Annotated in this window: 14 protein-coding genes and 1 pseudogene; 8 read left to right on the forward strand and 7 right to left on the reverse strand. The window is 70.9% G+C overall.

Annotated features, from left to right (window positions below; genetic code table 11):
• Nucleotides 1-11: 11 nt before the first annotated feature.
• A complete protein-coding gene (locus tag ACFWE1_RS11480) occupies nt 12-2090 on the reverse strand; it encodes a type IIA DNA topoisomerase subunit B (protein ID WP_376933576.1) in 2079 nt (692 codons plus the stop codon).
• Between the two features lie 145 nt (nt 2091-2235).
• Here ACFWE1_RS11480 and ACFWE1_RS11485 point away from each other — a divergent pair, with 145 nt between their 5' ends.
• Complete coding sequence (locus ACFWE1_RS11485; protein WP_376933577.1) at nt 2236-2469, forward strand: hypothetical protein; 234 nt, start codon at nt 2236-2238, stop codon at nt 2467-2469.
• A 51-nt stretch (nt 2470-2520) separates the two neighbouring features.
• Here ACFWE1_RS11485 and ACFWE1_RS11490 read toward each other — a convergent pair whose 3' ends face one another.
• The 4 genes and pseudogenes from ACFWE1_RS11490 to ACFWE1_RS11505 form a co-directional block, all read right to left on the reverse strand.
• Nucleotides 2521-3258, reverse strand: coding sequence for a type 1 glutamine amidotransferase (locus ACFWE1_RS11490; RefSeq protein ID WP_376933578.1), 738 nt, complete (start codon nt 3256-3258; stop codon nt 2521-2523).
• The gene (locus ACFWE1_RS11495; RefSeq protein ID WP_376933579.1) at nt 3255-4511 is read right to left on the reverse strand and encodes a Mur ligase family protein; all 1257 of its coding nucleotides are present in this window, start codon (nt 4509-4511) and stop codon (nt 3255-3257) included. The genes ACFWE1_RS11490 and ACFWE1_RS11495 overlap by 4 nt, the downstream gene beginning before the upstream one ends.
• 7 nt (nt 4512-4518) lie before the next feature.
• A pseudogene (locus ACFWE1_RS11500) lies at nt 4519-5916 on the reverse strand (RNA polymerase sigma factor); the annotation flags it as partial.
• Between the two features lie 232 nt (nt 5917-6148).
• Nucleotides 6149-7072, reverse strand: coding sequence for a proteasome assembly chaperone family protein (locus tag ACFWE1_RS11505; RefSeq protein WP_376933580.1), 924 nt, complete (start codon nt 7070-7072; stop codon nt 6149-6151).
• Nucleotides 7073-7167: 95 nt separating this feature from the next.
• Here ACFWE1_RS11505 and ACFWE1_RS11510 point away from each other — a divergent pair, with 95 nt between their 5' ends.
• The 3 genes from ACFWE1_RS11510 to sucB all read left to right on the forward strand — a co-directional run bounded on the left by ACFWE1_RS11510 (nt 7168) and on the right by sucB (nt 11658).
• Nucleotides 7168-8634 (forward strand): leucyl aminopeptidase, encoded by a 1467-nt coding sequence (locus ACFWE1_RS11510; RefSeq protein WP_376933581.1) that lies wholly within the window; start codon nt 7168-7170, stop codon nt 8632-8634.
• A gap of 102 nt (nt 8635-8736) precedes the next feature.
• Nucleotides 8737-10110, forward strand: a complete 1374-nt coding sequence (gene lpdA, locus ACFWE1_RS11515; RefSeq protein WP_376933775.1) for a dihydrolipoyl dehydrogenase — start codon at nt 8737-8739, stop codon at nt 10108-10110.
• Nucleotides 10111-10170: 60 nt separating this feature from the next.
• Nucleotides 10171-11658, forward strand: coding sequence for a 2-oxoglutarate dehydrogenase, E2 component, dihydrolipoamide succinyltransferase (sucB, locus tag ACFWE1_RS11520; protein ID WP_376933582.1), 1488 nt, complete (start codon nt 10171-10173; stop codon nt 11656-11658).
• Here sucB and ACFWE1_RS11525 read toward each other — a convergent pair.
• Nucleotides 11655-13373, reverse strand: a complete 1719-nt coding sequence (locus ACFWE1_RS11525; protein ID WP_376933583.1) for a hypothetical protein — start codon at nt 13371-13373, stop codon at nt 11655-11657. The two genes, sucB and ACFWE1_RS11525, sit on opposite strands and share 4 nt — an antisense overlap.
• Before the next feature lie 125 nt (nt 13374-13498).
• On the opposite strand from ACFWE1_RS11525, the gene lipB reads away from it, so the two are divergent.
• The 3 genes from lipB (at nt 13499) to ACFWE1_RS11540 (ending at nt 15932) form a co-directional block, all read left to right on the forward strand.
• Nucleotides 13499-14134, forward strand: coding sequence for a lipoyl(octanoyl) transferase LipB (gene lipB, locus ACFWE1_RS11530; protein ID WP_376933584.1), 636 nt, complete (start codon nt 13499-13501; stop codon nt 14132-14134).
• Entirely contained in the window at nt 14131-15120 is a 990-nt protein-coding gene (gene lipA, locus ACFWE1_RS11535; protein ID WP_376933585.1) for a lipoyl synthase, read from the forward strand. The genes lipB and lipA overlap by 4 nt, the downstream gene beginning before the upstream one ends.
• 98 nt (nt 15121-15218) lie before the next feature.
• Nucleotides 15219-15932 carry a DUF4191 domain-containing protein gene (locus ACFWE1_RS11540; RefSeq protein ID WP_376933586.1) on the forward strand — a complete coding sequence of 238 codons (714 nt, stop codon included), beginning with the start codon at nt 15219-15221 and terminating at the stop codon, nt 15930-15932.
• A 97-nt stretch (nt 15933-16029) separates the two neighbouring features.
• On the opposite strand, the gene ACFWE1_RS11545 is transcribed toward ACFWE1_RS11540, so the two are convergent.
• Nucleotides 16030-16467 (reverse strand): RDD family protein, encoded by a 438-nt coding sequence (locus ACFWE1_RS11545; protein ID WP_189086401.1) that lies wholly within the window; start codon nt 16465-16467, stop codon nt 16030-16032.
• 147 nt (nt 16468-16614) lie between these two features.
• On the opposite strand from ACFWE1_RS11545, the gene glnA reads away from it, so the two are divergent.
• Nucleotides 16615-18039, forward strand: coding sequence for a type I glutamate--ammonia ligase (gene glnA / locus ACFWE1_RS11550; RefSeq protein ID WP_376933587.1), 1425 nt, complete (start codon nt 16615-16617; stop codon nt 18037-18039).
• Nucleotides 18040-18045 lie beyond the last annotated feature (6 nt).

Raw genomic sequence — 18045 nt, forward strand, 5'->3', positions numbered from 1 at the left:
TCAGCCGGGGCTCAGGCGTCGATGCGCTCGCGGCTGAGACCCGTGGCGCTGTCGACGATGAACTCCTTGCGCGGCGCGACCTCGTTGCCCATCAGCAGTTCGAACACACGCCCGGCGTTCTCGGCGTCGGCGAGGTTCACCCGACGGAGCGTGCGGTGCTGGCGGTCCATCGTGGTCGACGCGAGCTGCTCGGCATCCATCTCACCGAGGCCCTTGTAGCGCTGGATCGGGTCCTGGTACTTCTTGTTCTGCCGCTTGAGCGTCGCGAGCACGCCGTTCAGCTCGGCCTCGGAGTAGGTGTAGATCGTCTCGTTCGGCTTCGAACCCGGGTTCTGCACGACGATGCGGTGCAGCGGCGGCACCGCGGCGAACACCCGCCCCTCCTCGATCATCGGCCGCATGTAGCGGAAGAAGAGGGTCAGCAGGAGCGTGCGGATGTGCGCGCCGTCGACATCGGCGTCACTCATGATGATGACCTTGCCGTAGCGCGCGGCCGAGAGATCGAAGGTACGCCCCGAGCCGGCACCGATCGTCTGGATGATCGCCGCGCACTCCGCGTTGCCGAGCATGTCGGCCACGGACGCCTTCTGCACGTTCAGGATCTTGCCCCGGATCGGCAGCAGCGCCTGGTGCTCGCTGTCGCGGGCGAGCTTCGCCGTGCCGAGCGCGGAATCTCCCTCGACGATGAACAGCTCGCTCTGCGCGACGTCGCTCGAGCGGCAGTCGGCGAGCTTCGCGGGCAGCGAGGAGCTTTCGAGCGCGTTCTTGCGGCGCTGCGTCTCTTTGTGGGTGCGCGCCGAGATGCGCGCCTTCATCTCGGAGACGATCTTCTCGAGCACGAGCGAGGTCTGGGCCTTGTCGTCGCGCTTCGTCGAGGCGAAGCGCTCGCCGAGCTGCTTGGTGATGACCGAGGAGACGATCGCGCGCACGGCCGGCGTGCCGAGGATCTCCTTCGTCTGGCCTTCGAACTGCGGCTCGGGCAGGCGCACGGTGAGCACGGCGGTGAGTCCGGCGAGGATGTCGTCCTTCTCGAGCTTGTCGTTACCGACCTTGAGCCGCCTGGCGTTCTGCTCGACCTGCGAGCGGAGCAGCTTCAGCAGGCCCTGTTCGAAGCCGGCGACGTGCGTGCCGCCCTTCGGCGTGGCGATGATGTTCACGAAGCTGCGGACGACCGTGTCGTAGCCGGTGCCCCAGCGCAGCGCGACGTCGACCTCGCAGGTGCGCTCGACCTCGGTCGGGATCATCGCTCCGCCCTCGGAGAGCACGGGCACCGTCTCGGTGAAGCGGCCTTCGCCCGTGAGCCGCCAGATCTCGGTCACCGGCCCGTCGGTGGCGAGGTGCTCGACGAACTCCGAGATGCCCCCTTCGAAGTGGAAGCGGTGGGTCTCGGGCGCCTCGCCGCGCTCGTCGACGACGGTGAGCCCGAGTCCCGGCACGAGGAAGGCCGTCTGCCGCGCGCGGCCGAGGAGCTCGTCGATCTGGAAGCTCGCGCCCTTCGTGAAGATCTGCGGGTCGGCCCAGTACCGAACGCGGGTGCCGGTGACGCCCTTCTTCACCTTGCCGACGACTTCGAGCGAACTCGACTGCTCGAAGGGGGTGAACGGGGCGTCGGGATCGGGCGCGCCCGCATCGGCGAAGCGCCCGGGCTCGCCCCGGTGGAACGACATCGCCCAGGTCTTGCCGTCGCGGTCAACCTCGACGTCGAGTCGCGAGGAGAGCGCGTTGACGACCGACGCGCCGACGCCGTGCAGACCGCCCGAGGCCGCGTAGGAGCCGGAGCCGAACTTGCCGCCCGCGTGGAGCTTCGTGAAGACCACCTCGACGCCGGTGAGCCCCGTCTTCGGCTCGACGTCGACCGGGATGCCTCGTGCCTGGTCGCGCACCTCGACGCTCTGGTCGGCGTGCAGCACCACCTCGATCTCGCGACCGTGGCCCGCGAGCGCTTCGTCGACCGCATTGTCGATGATCTCCCACAGGCAGTGCATGAGCCCTCGGGAGTCGGTCGACCCGATGTACATGCCGGGTCGCTTGCGCACGGCCTCGAGGCCCTCGAGCACGGAGAGATGGCGGGCGGAGTAATCGGAGCTCACGTCGATCAAGCCTAGTGACCGGGAACGACAGTGCTGCGCAGCCACTGCGCTCTCAGCGAAATGCCCCGCGATACGGAAGGAACCCCGTACGGCGCGTGTTTTGATTGAGGAACACGGAAGTCAGCGCGCGAACGAAGGAGGAGCTATGACCCAGCAGACCGAGGCGAACGATGCGGTCGACGTCGAGCGCGCCTACGAGCTCACCGCCCTCGATCGTTGCGACGCGTGCGGCGCCCAGGCGTACATCCGCGTGGTCGTCGCGAACGGCGAGCTCCTGTTCTGCGCCCACCACGGCCGCAAGCACCAGGAGAAGCTCTCCCAGATCGCGCAGAGCTGGCACGACGAGTCCGACCGACTCCTCGTCGACGCTCGCGACTGAGTCCGACCCGCTTCACGGAACGCCCCGGCTTCGGCCGGGGCGTTCCGTCGTTCAGGCCGACTGCTCGTCGAGGCCGGCGGCGCGGAGCTGCGCGGCGCGGGCGGCCGCGGCGTAGGCATCGACCGCCGCGGCACGCTCCCCCGGCGCGTAGACGATGCCACGGCGCTCGGCCATGATCCGCAGGAGCGCGTCGGCGAAGGCCGGGTTCTTCGCGAGCACGGGCCCGTGCAGATGCGTCCCGATCACGGAGCCCATGATCACGCCCTCCTGCCCGGAGTCCCGGCCGTTGCCCTCACCGGCGCGCAGCCGCCCGAGCGGCGAGGCCTCGGCACCGACGTAGGCGCGGGCATGATTCTCGAAGCCCACGAGCTGGCCGAAGCGCGGCGTGGCGACGACGACGTCGCCGGTCACCCGGCCGTCGCGCGGCACGGCGCGCCCCGGGAGGATGCCGAGTCCCTCGAGCGAGCTGCCGTCACGGTGCTCGATGCCCCAGCTGAGCAGTTCCCAGCCCGTGCCGACGCCGAGGATCGGGATGCCCTCGGTGCCCCAGCGGCGGAGTTCGTCGTGCATCGTGCGCAGCACGTCGCGGCTGCGCTCGAGCGAGGCGTCGCTGCCGGAGCCGAGCACGATCGCATCGATCTCGCTCGGCAGCTCCGACGCGCGCTCGACGACGACGGTGCGGGCGGCGATGCCGGCCCACTCCGCTCGCGTCTCGAGCACCGTCGCGTTTTGCGCGTCGCCGTTCGTGTTCTGCGTGCCGGGCAGCAGGGAGACGATCGTGAAGGTCATTCCGCCTCCGTGAGTCCGAGGTGGGCCCGGGTCCGGCGCATCGAGTCGGCGGTGAAGACGATCGTCTTCACCCCGTTCGCCGGCGCGGGCGCCGCCAGGAAGTCGTCGAGCGCGCGGCCGAGCTCGGGCTCGACCCGGTCGATCGCGACGCCGTCGTAAGCGAGCATGAGGGCCGCCTCGGCCGCCTTCGACCCGCTGACGATCGACACGCGGCCGAGCGAGGAGGCGTCGACCGGCCAGAAGTACGAGGGATCGCGCACGTCCGAGCCGATCGCGAAGAGGATCTGCTCGGTGCCCGCCGGGATCGCGTCGATGTTCAGCTGGTAGCTGGCGGGATTCTGCACGAGCACGAAGTCCACGTCCTGGTCGCGGATGCGCACCCGCTCACCACGGCCGAACACCGGCGGGATGCTCGACAGCGCCGCCGCTGCGGTCTCGGGCGAGAAGCGCTCGCCGAGCACCGCGCGCGCCGTCGCATAGGCGGCGGCCGCGTCGACCGCGTAGTGGATGCCTCGCGCCGGCAGCCCGATCGGACGCTCCACCCCGCCGTCGAGCAGCACCGCGGACGCCCCGTCGACTCGTGCCACGACGACGCCGTCGGCCGGGTCGAGGCGCGTTTCGCTCGTCTCGGTGTTGCCGAGACCGCGCGGCGCGGCGGCGAGCACCTCGGCCGAGACGCCGAAGCGCCGCACCGCGACACCGGGGGCGACCCGGGCGGCGAGCCGCTCGAGGTACGCGTCGTCGGCGTTCAGCACGACGGCTTCGCCGGCACGTGCGGCGATGCGCGCCAGCATCCCGGCGACCATCTCCGAATCGTGGAAGCGGTCGATCTGGTCGACCATGACGTTCGTGAGCGCCACGACCCTCGCGTCGACGCCCTGCATCACGAGCGCTCCGTGCCCCTCGTCCATCTCGAGCACGGCGACGTCGCCGGGAACCCGGCCGCGCCAGTCCGCCTGTTCGAGGAGCGCGGAGGTGAGCCCCTGGCTGATGTTCGCGGTCGACGGGTTCGTGAAGATCGAGACCTCGTGGGCGCGGAGGATCGCGACGAGCATCTTCGTCGTCGTGGACTTGCCGCTCGACCCCGACACCACCACGAGCCCCTGGGGGAAGCCCGACAGCGTGCGCTTGAGGTACCCGGGCGCGATGCGGTTGACGATCAGCCCCGGGATCGCGGAGCCGCCGCCCGGCTTCCTCAGCCGGGCGGCGATTCGAACGAGCTTGCCGACGGCGATCGCCGGCGCGTAGCGCACCGCCGGCCTACTCGAGGTAGTCCCGCAGCGACTGCGAGCGCGACGGGTGCCGCAGCTTCGCCATCGTCTTCGACTCGATCTGGCGGATGCGCTCGCGCGTGACCCCGAAGGTGTCGCCGATCTGGTCGAGCGTCTTCGGCATGCCGTCGCCGAGTCCGAAGCGCATGCGGATGACGCCCGCCTCGCGCTCGCTCAGCGAGTCGAGCAGCGACTCGAGCTGCTTCTGCAGCATCGTGAAGCCGACCGCGTCGGCCGGCACGACCGCCTCGGTGTCCTCGATGAGGTCGCCGAACTCGCTGTCGCCGTCCTCGCCGAGCGGGGTGTGCAGCGAGATCGGCTCCCGGCCGTACTTCTGCACCTCGATGACCTTCTCGGGGGTCATGTCGAGCTCCTTCGAGAGCTCTTCCGGCGTGGGCTCGCGGCCCAGGTCCTGCAGCATCTGGCGCTGCACCCGGGCGAGCTTGTTGATGACCTCGACCATGTGCACCGGGATGCGGATGGTGCGCGCCTGGTCGGCCATGGCGCGCGTGATCGCCTGACGGATCCACCAGGTGGCGTACGTCGAGAACTTGAAGCCCTTGGTGTAGTCGAACTTCTCGACCGCGCGGATGAGACCGAGGTTGCCCTCCTGGATCAGGTCCAGGAACTGCATGCCGCGGCCGGTGTAGCGCTTGGCGAGCGAGACGACGAGACGCAGGTTCGCGCCGAGCAGGTGGCTCTTCGCCCGCTGCCCGTCCTTCGCGACCCACTGCAGCTCACGACCGAGCTGCGAGCGCTTCTCGGCGTCGGACATGTGCGAGAGCTTCTCCTCGGCGAAGAGCCCCGCCTCGATGCGCATCGCGAGCTCGACCTCTTCGGCCGCGTTGAGCAGTGCGACCTTTCCGATCTGCTTCAGGTAGTCCTTGACCGGGTCGGCGGTGGCGCCGGTGATCGCCGCGGAGTAGACGGGAACCTCGTCCTCGTCGTCGGCCGCACGCAGCACGAGCGCACCCGTGGGGTGCGGGTCGGCCGGGATCGGCTTGGCCTCCTCGTCGGCGTCCGCGTCGGCGTCGTCGCCGGCGGCCTCGACGTCGGCCTCGTCGGCCTCCGCCTCGTCGACGACGGGCTCGTCGTCCTCGTCGAGCTCCTCGTCCTCGTCGTCGCCCTTGCGCTTGCTCTTCGGCTTCGTCGCGGCCTTCGCCGTGGCGGTGCGGGGCGTCTTCGCGGCGGTCTTCGCCTTCGGCGCGGCCTTCGCCGCACCCGCCTTGGCGGTCGAGCGCTTCGTCCCGGCTGCGGCGGGCTTCTCGGCGTTCGCCTCGGCCTCGGCCGTCGCAGTCTTCGTGGACTTGGTTGCCATAGGTGTTGACCCTCTCCTCGTCGGTGCGCTCGCGACACGACGACGGTGCTCGGCATGTTCGGCTGCCCGGTAATCTCGGACCCTGCCCGGTGTTTTCGGACACTACGAGGACCCATGTCAAGTCCGCTGCGAATGCGATCGAGATCGCCTCGGCCGACCAGACCGGGTCCTGCCTACAATTATACCAGCGAGCCGCCGGTTCTTCGCACGTTCGGCGCCGATGCGGCCGCGCGCACCCTTCGAAGAGTGAGAACGCCTCGGCATCCGCCGCTATTCCGTTGCGCGGGCGCCAGGGCCGAACTCAGACGGGGTGCGGCGGTTCCTCGTCGGAACGGCGGAAGGCGAGGAACTTCTCGAGCTCGGCGGCGATCTCGTCGGCCGTCGGCACCTCGCCGTCCTCGTCGGTCAGCGGGGAACGCAGGCTCGTGCCGGCCATGTACGCGTCGTAGCGGTGCTCGAGCGTCGTCACGAGCTTCGCGAGCTCGCCGTTCTCGGCGACCTGCTCGTCGATGCGGGCCACGAAGTCGCGCCCCTGCTCGCGCAGCACCTCGGTCGGGAAGATCAACCCGGTGCCCGCGCTGATCGCCTCGAGCGCCGCGATGGCCGCCGCCGGGTACTCCGTGTCGCCCAGGTAGTGCGGAACCAGCAGTACGAAGCCGGCGACGGGCAGCTCGCGCTCATGCAGCCGGTACTCGACGAGGTGCAGCGCGTTCGCCGGGACCTGCGTCGTCGGCCGCCAGACGGACATGGTCTCGATCAGCTCGCTGCGGTTTCCGCTCACCGTGACGCCGATCGGCCGCGTGTGCGGCACCGGCATCGGGATGGCGTTCAGCCAGCTGAAGGAGGCGACCTGGTAGCGCTCGACGAGCTCGAGCACCGCCCGGGAGAAGCGCTCCCACTGGAAGTCCGGTTCGAAGCCCGTGAGCAGCAGGAACGGGCGACCGAGCTCGTCCTTCGCGAGATCGAGGGCGAGCCGCGCGGGGCGGTACTCGGTGAGGTGATCGCCGTCGAAGACGATGATGGGGCGGCGCGCCCGGTAGTCGAGCAGCTCATCGGCATCGAACTCGGCCACGACCGTGGTGTCGAGGGTCGAGCGCAGATACTCCGTGGTCTGCGCGACCGCGCCGCCGGCGTCGGCGAAGCCCGTGAGCCCGGCCACGAGCGGGAGGCCGAGCGGGACGTCGACCGCGGGGTTCGGCTCGTACAGGGATCGGGGGTCGCGCATGATTCCAGACTACTGAGGCGCGTCGGGCCCACCGCCGGCGCGGATGCCTCCCGCGAACGCTCACAGCGAACACCGCCCCGCGTAGCATCGATGCCATGCCCACACCCACGATCTCGTTGTCCTCCTCCCCTGCCGTCGACGCCGCCGTCGACGTCGTCGTCCTCGCAGCGCGGAGCGGCGACGACGGGGTCGCCCTGCTCGCGCCCGCCGGTTTCGAGTGGGCGGAGGCGCAGCTGCGGGCGCTCGGGGCGAAGGGCTCCGCCGACGAACTCGTCCGGCTCGCCGACCCCGCGGTCGAGGGCCGGGTCGTGGCCGTCGCCGGCACGGGGTCCACCGCCGACGTCGACGCCCTCCGGCTCGCCGCGGGGAGCGCCCTCCGCCAGCTGAGCGACGTGGAGACCGTCGCGATCGGCATCCCCGCCGCTTCCCCGGCCGAGGCCGCCGCGCTGCTCGAGGGCGCCGTCCTCGGCGCGTACCGCTTCAACGAGTACCGCTCGAAGCCCAAGGCGCCCGTCGCCTCGATCACCCTGCACACCGGGTTCGGCGACGACGAACTCGGCACCGAGCGCGTGCGCGCGGTCACCGAGGCGGTCGCCTCGACCCGCGACCTCGTGAACCTCTCGCCGTCCGAACTCTTCCCCGCCAGCTTCGCCGAGCTCGCGGCCGAGGCGGCGCGCGCGGCCGGCGTCGAGGTGCGGGTCTCCGCCGAGGACGAGCTCGAGGCCGGCGGCTTCGGCGGCATCCTCGGCGTCGGCCAGGGCTCGACCCGCGGGCCGCGGCTCGTCCGGCTCGAGTACGCCCCGGAGGGCGCCACCCGCTCGCTCGCCCTCGTCGGCAAGGGCATCACCTTCGACTCCGGCGGCCTCAGCCTGAAGCCCATGCAGTCCATGGTGGGCATGAAGGGCGACATGGCCGGTGCCGCCGCCGTGCTCAACGCGACGATCGCGCTCGCCCGGCTGAACGTGCCGATCCGGGTCACCGCCTGGCTGTGCCTCGCCGAGAACCTGCCGTCGGGCACCGCGATGCGGCCGAACGACGTGCTGCGCATCCGCGGCGGCAAGACCGTCGAGGTGCTCAACACGGACGCCGAGGGCCGGCTCGTGCTCGCGGACGGCATCGTCGCCGCGAGCGAGGAGCAGCCCGACGCGATCGTCGACGTGGCCACGCTGACGGGCGCGCAGATGGTCGCGCTCGGCGGACGGATCACGGGGCTGATGGGCGAAGACGGACTCGTGCAGCGCGTGCGCGACGCGGCCGCAGCCGTCGACGAGGCCGTGTGGCCGATGCCGCTGCCCGCCCACCTCCTCCCCCTCCTGAAGTCCGACGTCGCCGACCTGACGAACACCAAGCTCGGTGGCATCGTCCCGGGCATGCTGCTCGCGGGCGTGTTCCTCCAGGAGTTCGTGGGCGAACGCGACGGCGCGAAGATCCCGTGGGCGCACCTCGACATCGCCGGGCCTGCCGACAACGGCGGGGCGGGCTGGGGATTCACGAGCGGCGGACCGACCGGTATCGCCGTGCGCACCCTCGTCCGCCTTGGCGAGGAGCTCGCCGCGGGGTAGTAAGGTCGAACCGGGGCGAAAACACTCGCCCCGGTCACTCGCTCCGGGCACGAACCCGGTGCGGTCCGTGTCGCAGATCTGATGCGCGAGGGAGATACCGGTTTGTCCGAGCAGAACTTTGACATCGTCGTCCTGGGCGGCGGGAGCGCCGGGTACGCGGCGGCCATCCGAGCGGTCGAACTCGGCATGACCGCCGTCGTCATCGAGAAGGACAAACTCGGTGGCACCTGTCTGCACCGCGGCTGCATCCCGACGAAGGCGCTGCTCCACGCCGCCGAGGTCGCCGAGTCCGCCAAGGACGCGGCGAAGTACGGCGTCAAGACCGCGTTCGAGGGCATCGACATGCCCGGCGTGACCGCCTACCGCGAAGGCATCGTCGCGAGCAAGTGGAAGGGCCTGCAGGGCCTCCTGAAGGCGCGCGGCATCCCCGTCGTCGAGGGCGAGGGCCGTCTGGTCTCGCCGAACACCGTCGAGGTCGCGGGCGAGCGCTACGTCGGCAAGAACGTCGTGCTGGCCACCGGCTCGTACTCCCGCTCGCTGCCCGGTCTCGAGATCGGCGGCCGCGTGATCACGAGCGAGCAGGCGCTGCAGCTCGACTTCGTGCCCGGCAAGGTCGCCGTGCTCGGCGGCGGCGTCATCGGCGTCGAGTTCGCGAGCGTCTGGCGCTCCTTCGGTGCCGAGGTGACCGTCATCGAGGCGCTCCCCCACCTCGTGCCGAACGAGGAGGAGTCGATCTCGAAGCAGCTCGAGCGCGCCTTCAAGAAGCGCGGCATCGACTACTCGCTCGGCGTCCGCTTCCAGAGCGTCACCCAGAACGAGTCGGGCGTCGTCGTGACGCTCGAGAACGGCACCACGATCGAGGCCGAGCTGCTGCTCGTCGCCGTCGGCCGCGGTCCCTCGACCCAGGGTCTCGGCTTCGAAGAGGTCGGCGTGCAGCTCGATCGCGGCTTCGTGCCCACGAACGAGCGCCTCCAGACGAACGTGCCCGGCGTCTACGCCATCGGCGACATCGTCCCCGGCCTCCAGCTCGCCCACCGCAGCTACCAGCAGGGCATCTTCGTCGCCGAGGAGATCGCGGGCCTGAACCCGATCGTCGTCGAGGACGTCAACATCCCGAAGATCACCTACTGCGAGCCCGAGGTCGCCTCGGTCGGCTACACCGAGGCGAAGGCCGCGGAGAAGTTCGGCGCCGAGCAGGTCACGAGCTACGAGTACAACCTCGCGGGCAACGGCAAGAGCAGCATCCTCGGCACGAGCGGCTCCATCAAGGTCGTGCAGGTCAAGGAGGGCCCGATCGTCGGCGTCCACATGATCGGCGGCCGCGTCGGCGAGCTCATCGGCGAAGCCCAGCTGGCAGTGAACTGGGAGGCGTACCCGGAGGACATCGCGCCCTTCATCCACGCCCACCCCACCCAGAACGAGGCGTTCGGCGAGGCCGTGCTGAAGCTGGCCGGCAAGCCGCTGCACGCGATCTGACCCCACCCGCTCCATAATCGGACCGCACAAGGCGTCCAACGCTGTGAAGGAGACAAGCGAATGAGCCAATCAGTCAGCCTCCCGGCACTCGGTGAGAGTGTCACGGAGGGGACGGTCACGCGCTGGCTGAAGGCCGTCGGCGACCGCGTGGAGGTGGACGAGCCCCTGCTCGAGGTCTCCACCGACAAGGTCGACACGGAGATCCCGTCGCCGGTCGCCGGCGTCATCGAGGCGATCCTCGTCCAGGAGGACGAGACCGTCGAGGTCGGCACCGCCCTCGTCACCATCGGTGACGGCTCGGCCGCCGCCGAGGAGCCCGCGGCCCCGGCCGCTGAGGCGCCCGCTGCTGAGGCAGCGGCTCCGGCCCCGGCTGCCGAGGCCCCCGCGGCCCCGGCCCCGGCTGCTGAGACGCCGGCCGCTCCGGCGCCCGCCGCGGCCCCGGCCCCGACTGCTGAGGCGCCAGCTGCTCCGGCGCCCGCTGCTGCTCCGGCGCCCGCTGCTGCCCCGGCCGCACCCGCCGCCGCTCCGGCACCTGCCGCTGCGCCGGCACCTGCCGCTGCTCCGGCCGCACCCGCCGCTGCTCCGGCACCTGCCGCCGCTCCGGCACCGGCTGCACCCGCAGCCCCGGCCGCCGGCGGTTCGCACGCCGGTCCCAGCGGCTACGTGACGCCGATCGTGCGCAAGCTCGCGAGTGAGCAGGGCGTCGACCTCGCGAACGTCACCGGCACCGGGGTCGGCGGTCGCATCCGCAAGCAGGACGTGCTGCAGGCGCAGGGCGCCCCCGCCGCGGGCGCTGCCGCTGCACCGGCCCGCACCCCGCTCGAGACCTCGCCGCTGCGGGGCACCACGCAGGCGATGACTCGTCTGCGAAAGGTGGTCGCCGAGCGCGCCGTCGTCTCGATGCAGTCGACCGCGCAGCTCACCACGGTGGTCGAGGTCGACGTGACGAAGGTCGCGAAGCTGCGCGACCGCGTTAAGGGCGAGTTCCTGCAGAAGACGGGCAACAAGCTCTCGTTCCTGCCGTTCTTCGCGATGGCCGCGGCCGAGGCGCTCCGCGCCTACCCGATCATCAACTCGACCGTCGAAGGCGACTCGATCGTCTACCCGGCGCAGGAGAACATGAGCATCGCGGTCGACACCGAGCGCGGCCTGCTCACGCCGGTGGTCCGCGACGCCGGCGAGCTCGACCTCGCCGGCCTGGCCGCGCAGATCGCCGACCTCGCCGAGCGCACGCGCAACAACCAGCTGAAGCCCGACGAGCTCTCCGGCGGCACCTTCACGCTGACCAACACGGGTTCGCGCGGCGCGCTGTTCGACACCCCGGTCGTCTTCCTGCCGCAGACCGCGATCCTCGGCACGGGCACCGTGGTGAAGCGCGCGGTCGTCGTCTCGCAGGACGGCTCGGACGCCATCGCGGTTCGCTCGATGGTGTACCTCGCGCTGTCGTACGACCACCGCATCATCGACGGCGCCGACGCGGCCCGCTTCCTCACCGCGGTGAAGGAGCGGCTCGAGGAGGGCGCGTTCGAGGCCGACCTCGGCATCTAGTCGAAGATCTCCCGCAGACGCCAACCGGCCTCGCTCCGAATCATGAGGAGCGAGGCCGGTTCGCGTTCGGCCCCGGTGACCGGCACCTCGAGCAGCACCGCACCGCCCATGGTGCCGACCACGGCCACGGCGTCGAGGTCGTAGGGCGTCTGCGCTGCGGGGAGCTCCCCCGCCAGCGTCGCCAGATCGCTGCGCTCGAGCGCGGATCCCGGCTGGACGACCTGGCCGAGGCACTGCCGGTCTGCGGCGGCGAGGCACATCGCACGATCCGCGAGCAGCTCGGCAGCGACGGCGACGAGCGCGTCGGGTTCGTCGAGCGGGGCCTCGTCGGGCTCGGGTGACTCCGCTCCAGCGTCGAGCTGCTGCCCCTCGGGCGCCGACCACGGCGGAACGGGCGATGCTCCGTCTTCGACCGCCGTGGGCGGCGAGTCCGGGCGCCGCTCGACGGACTCGCCACGCTGCGGGGGAACGAGCGTGAGCAGCAGGACGGACGCCGCCGCGGCGACGAGCGCGCCTACCACGATCGTGCCGCGCCGGCGGGCGAGCCGTTCGCCCAGGCGGCTCCGCCAGCGACCGCTGCGCAGCAGCTCGAGCACCGGCGTCTCGGCGGCGAGGAGTTCCCCCAGCCCGCCGCTCCGGTCACCGCCCTCGTCGCGTTCGCGCGCACGCGGCTTCGAACGCCCCCGTTCCGCGCTCACTGCTGTGCTCGAAGACGGAGCCTCGTGCACCGGCTCGAGCGTGCCGCTCCCGGGGAACGGCGGTCGCTGCACGGGAGTCCTGGTCGGACGGTCTTCGCCGGCACCGATGACCGGGGCGGCGGTCGCGAGCCGGAACAGGGCGTGCTCGACCTCGAGCGCGAACGACTCGAACGGGCGAGCGGCGAGCCGGGCACGGGCGAGCTCGACGACGCGCTGCAGCGCCGGCGCGGGGTGCGTCGCGCCGACGACCAGTTCGACGACGTCGACGAGCGCCTCGTGCGCGCGCCGTTCGAGCGCGGTCCGCTCGGCCGAAGCGGGCCCCAAGCGCTGCAGCTGGCCGAGCCCGGTGATGCGGGGGCGCCCGGCCGCATCGAACCGCACGTCGGCCGCCGACAGCAGCGGGTGCGCGAATCCGCATTGCGCCAGCTCTCGGACCGCGGCGGCGATGGGCGCGAGAACCGTCACGGCCTCGCCCGGCGAGAGGCGCCGCTCGTCGAGCAGGTTCGACAAACGACTGCCGGTGATCGCCTCGACGACGAGGCACACCGTGTGGCCCGAGGTGAAGACGTCGGCGATCGCGGGCAAGGTGCCGCCGCCGAGCACCTCGAGCGCCTCCAGCTCGATCATGACGGTGCGCTCATCCACCTGCTCGTCGTAGACGCGCAGCGCCATCGCCTGCTCGACGGGCTCGAGCCCCGGGAGCCCGCTGCCCGGTGCGGTCGCGAGTTCCGGCCGAACGAGGAACACCTGCGCCCGAGCCCCCGAGCCGATGCGTCGGAGCAGGCGGTAGCCGCCGAGGCATCCGCCCGAGACGACGGCCTCGCCCGTCGGCGGATCGCCGCCGGACTCGGCCCAGGGCGAGCGAAGCGGCCGAATGCCCGGCTCGGCCGCGAGCGGCGACCGCGACGGCGACCGCGACGGCACCGCTGCGGCGACGGCCGCGCCGCTGCTGCGCCGATTGCCGGTCTGGCTGCGGACGCGCCGCCCGCGTCGAGTCTGCTGCGTCTGCTGTTCCATCCCCCGATGCTCGCCCGACGGATCGGCGCGTGATCGCCGACGGTCGGCATCGGTGGACGGCGCCGCCGGCGGCGCGCCTGTGGACGACCTCCATCGTCGCTGACGAGGTGTCTAGACTGATCCGCATGCTCGACTCTGTCGTCACGGGGCTAAGCGCCAACTCCGTGCCGTACGAAGAGGGACTCTCCCTCCAGCGCGCCGTCCATCAGGCGGTGGTCTCCGGAAGCAACCCGGGCACCGTCATCCTCCTCGAACACGAAGCGGTCTACACCGCCGGTAAACGGACGAGTCCAGACGAGCGGCCGGTCGACGGCACACCCGTCGTCGACGTCGACCGCGGCGGCAAGATCACCTGGCACGGTCCGGGTCAGCTCGTCGGCTACCCGATCCTTCGACTGCCGGAGCCCATCGACGTCGTCGGCTACGTCCGACGGCTCGAGGACGTGCTCATCGCCGTCCTCGCCGAGCTCGCCATCGCCGGGCGCCGGGTCGACGGACGGTCCGGCGTCTGGGTCGGCGACGGGATCGACGAGAAGATCGCCGCCATCGGCATCCGCGTCGCGGACGGGGTGACCATGCACGGCTTCGCCCTCAACTGCTCCAACTCGCTCGAGCCGTACGAGAAGATCGTCGCCTGCGGCATCCGCGACGCCGGGGTCACCACCATCTCGCGCGTCCTCGGCCGCACGGTGCGACCGATCGATGTCGTCGAGCCGGTGCTCCGGCACCTCGAGGCGGCCGAGGCGGCGATCGCCGCGTGAGCGCCGAACCGCAGGGGCGCCGTCTGCTGCGCCTCGAAGTCCGCAACGCCCAGACGCCCATCGAACGCAAGCCGGAGTGGATCAAGACCCGGGCGAAGATGGGCCCCGAGTACCGTGCGCTGCAGTCCCTCATGAAGAGCGAGGAGCTGCACACCGTCTGCCAGGAGGCGGGCTGCCCGAACATCTACGAGTGCTGGGAGGACCGCGAGGCCACCTTCCTCATCGGCGGCTCGCAGTGCACCAGGCGCTGCGACTTCTGCCAGATCGACACCGGCAAGCCCGCCGAGTTCGACGCGGACGAGCCGCGCCGCGTCGCGGAATCGGTCGTCCGCATGCAGCTGCGGTATTCGACGGTCACCGGCGTCGCCCGGGACGACCTCCCCGACGGTGGCGCCTGGCTCTACGCGGAGACGATCCGGCAGATCCACGCACAGTCGCCGGGCACGGGCGTCGAGATCCTCGTGCCCGATTTCAACGGCGAGCCGGCACTGCTCGCCCAGGTCTTCGAGGCCCGGCCCGAGGTCTTCGCGCACAACGTCGAGACGGTGCCGCGCATCTTCAAGCGCATCCGCCCGGCGTTCCGCTACGACCGCTCGCTCGACGTCATCACGCAGGGCCGCGAGGCGGGGCTGATCACGAAGTCGAACCTCATCCTCGGGATGGGCGAGGAGCGCGCGGAAGTCTCGCAGGCCCTCCGTGACCTGCTGGCGGCCGGCACCGACATCATCACGATCACGCAGTACCTCCGGCCGAGCCCGAGGCATCTGCCGGTCGCCAGGTGGGTGCGGCCCGAGGAGTTCCTCGAGCTGAAGGCCGAGGCCGAGGAGCTCGGCTACCTCGGCGTGCTCGCCGGTCCGCTCGTGCGCTCGTCGTACCGCGCGGGGCGCCTCTGGGCGCAGTCGATGCGGGCCAAGGGGCGCGAGCTCCCGCCCGGCCTCGCCCACCTCGCCGACGCCGAGCTCGGCTTCGCCCAAGCAGTCGGCTGAGCGCAGCTCCGCCCGGTCTCCTCGCCGGGTCCGGCGGGGGTCGCACGCGGGCCGTGAACACGGTCGGCGGCGGCTCCCGCCGCCGGTATCCTTGACGCATGGCACGCACCAAGGACTCCGCGTCCTCCCCCAAGGAGCCCGGCCGTCTGAAGCAGATGTGGCAGGTCTTCCAGATGACCCGCCGCTACGACTCGACCGCGCAGTGGCTCATGCTCCTCGGCTTCCTCGCCCCCATCGCGGTGACGCTCGGGCTCGCACTGTGGCTCAGCGAGGGCAACGGCTTCACCATCGCGCTCTGGGTCGTCGCGGGTGTGCTCGCCGGCCTCCTGATCGCCATGATCATCCTCGGCCGTCGCGCCGAGCGCGCGGCGTACTCGCAGATCGACGGGCAGCCCGGCGCGGTCGGCGCTGTCCTCCGCAGCGGCCTCCGCGGCGGCTGGGTCGGCAACGAGATGCCGGTCGCCGTCAACGGCCGCACGCAGGACGCGGTCTACCGCGCCGTCGGTCGCGGCGGCGTCGTGCTGATCAGCGAGGGCCCGGCCAGTCGCACCCGGCGCATGCTCGACGACGAGCAGCGCAAGGTCGCGCGCGTGCTGCCGACGGTCGACGTCACGCTCATCTCCGTCGGCCACGAGGACGGCGACGTCGAGCTGCACCGCCTCGCGGCGACGCTGCGCAAGCTCAAGAAGACGCTCACCAAGCCCGAGGTCATGGCGGTCTCGAACCGGCTCAACTCGCTGCAGAGCTCACTGCCGATCCCGAAGGGCATCGACCCGCTGAAGGTGCGTCCGCAGCGCGGCAAGCTCCGCTGACCAGGGTCCCGACGATGTGAACGGGGCGGTCTCCTTCGGGAGGCCGCCCCGTTTCGCTCGCGCGGAGCGCGCGTCGTGCCGATGCGGATGCCGCGGGTCAGCGGCTGCGGATGAGGACGGTGCCCGCGACCTTGTCGTGGAAGCCGCGCTGGTCAGAGTCCCACACGAGCGCGGGCACGACGATGATGAGCAGCAGCGACCGGACCACGGGTCGGCGGATGCCGATCCAGCCGCCCTCGAGCGGGACGACCGCCATGCCGAGCAGGCGGTGGCCGATGCTGCCGCCGATCGTCGGGATGAACACGATCTGCAGCACGACGAAGACGAGGGGCGTCACGAAGTTGTAGGCGACCGAGTCGTACGGGGTGAACAGGAGGGCGAGGAGCATCGCGCTCGCCCAGTCGATGAGGAGGGCGGCGATGCGACGGCCGACCCGCCCCACGGAACCACGGCCCGACTCGGGGAGCCCGAGCCGCTCCCCCGGCCACTTGCTGGGCTGGAGGTCTCCGAAGGTGGTGGGCTTCGCGTCGGGCATCCTTCGATCCTACCGAGCACCTGCTGTGTAACATGCCGGAAACATTCACGTCATGGCCGGGAAACGGCCCGAGGATACCGTCAGTGACGGCTGCTGGCCGCCCCGGAGATTCCGGACTTCCCGCCCGCCCCCTTGGAGAGTCGTCGCATGTTCAGTGATTCGTCTGAAGTCCTCAAGTTCATCACGGAGACCGAGGTCAAGTTCCTCGACATCCGTTTCACCGACCTCCCGGGTGTGCAGCAGCACTTCAACATCCCGGCGTCGACGGTCGACGAGGACTTCTTCACCGTCGGCCAGCTCTTCGACGGCTCCTCGATCCGCGGCTTCGCGTCGATCCACGAGTCGGACATGCAGCTCATCCCCGACGTGTCCACGGCGTACATCGACCCGTTCCGCGCCGAGCGCACGCTCATCATGATCTTCGACATCTACAACCCGCGCACGGGCGAGATCTACGCGAAGGACCCGCGCCAGGTCGCGAAGAAGGCCGAGAAGTACCTCGCCTCGACCGGCATCGCCGACACCGCCTACTTCGCCCCCGAGGCCGAGTTCTACATCTTCGACGACGTCCGCTACGAGGTGAACCAGCACACGAGCTTCTACTCGATCGACTCCAGCGAGGGCGCATGGAACTCGGGTCGCGTCGAAGAGGGCGGCAACCTCGCCAACAAGACTCCGTTCAAGGGCGGCTACTTCCCCGTCTCGCCGGTCGACCAGCACGCCGACCTCCGCGACGACATCTGCCTGAAGCTCATCGACGCGGGCCTCGAGCTCGAGCGCAGCCACCACGAGGTGGGCACCGCCGGCCAGGGCGAGATCAACTACAAGTTCGACACGATGGTCCACTCCGCGGACGACATCCTGAAGTTCAAGTACATCGTCAAGAACACCGCCCACGAGTGGGGCAAGACGGCGACGTTCATGCCGAAGCCGCTGTTCGGCGACAACGGCTCGGGCATGCACACGCACCAGTCGCTGTGGAACGACGGCAAGCCGCTGTTCTACGACGAGGCCGGCTACGGCGGCCTGTCGGACATCGCCCGCTGGTACATCGGCGGCATCCTCAAGCACGCCCCGGCGCTGCTCGCCTTCACGAACCCGACGGTGAACTCGTTCCACCGCCTCGTGCCCGGCTTCGAGGCCCCCGTGAACCTGGTCTACTCGGCGGGCAACCGCTCGGCGGCCATCCGCATCCCCATCACGGGCACGAACCCGAAGGCGAAGCGCATCGAGTTCCGCGCGCCGGACGCCTCGGGCAACCCGTACCTCGCCTTCGCGGCGCAGCTCATGGCCGGCATCGACGGCATCAAGAACCGCATCGAGCCGCACGAGCCCGTCGACAAGGACCTCTACGAGCTGCCGGCCGAGGAGGCCAAGACGATCCCCCAGGTGCCGGGTTCGCTCGGTGCCGTGCTCGACGCGCTCGAGGCCGACCACGACTTCCTCCTCGAGGGCGGCGTGTTCACCAAGGAGCTCATCGAGACCTGGATCGACTACAAGCGCGAGAAGGAGCTGAAGCCGCTGGCCCAGCGTCCGCACCCCTTCGAGTTCGAGCTGTACTACGGCGTCTGAGCCGCA

This window comes from Agromyces sp. NPDC060279 (genome assembly GCF_042726785.1).
Lineage (GTDB): Bacteria > Actinomycetota > Actinomycetes > Actinomycetales > Microbacteriaceae > Agromyces.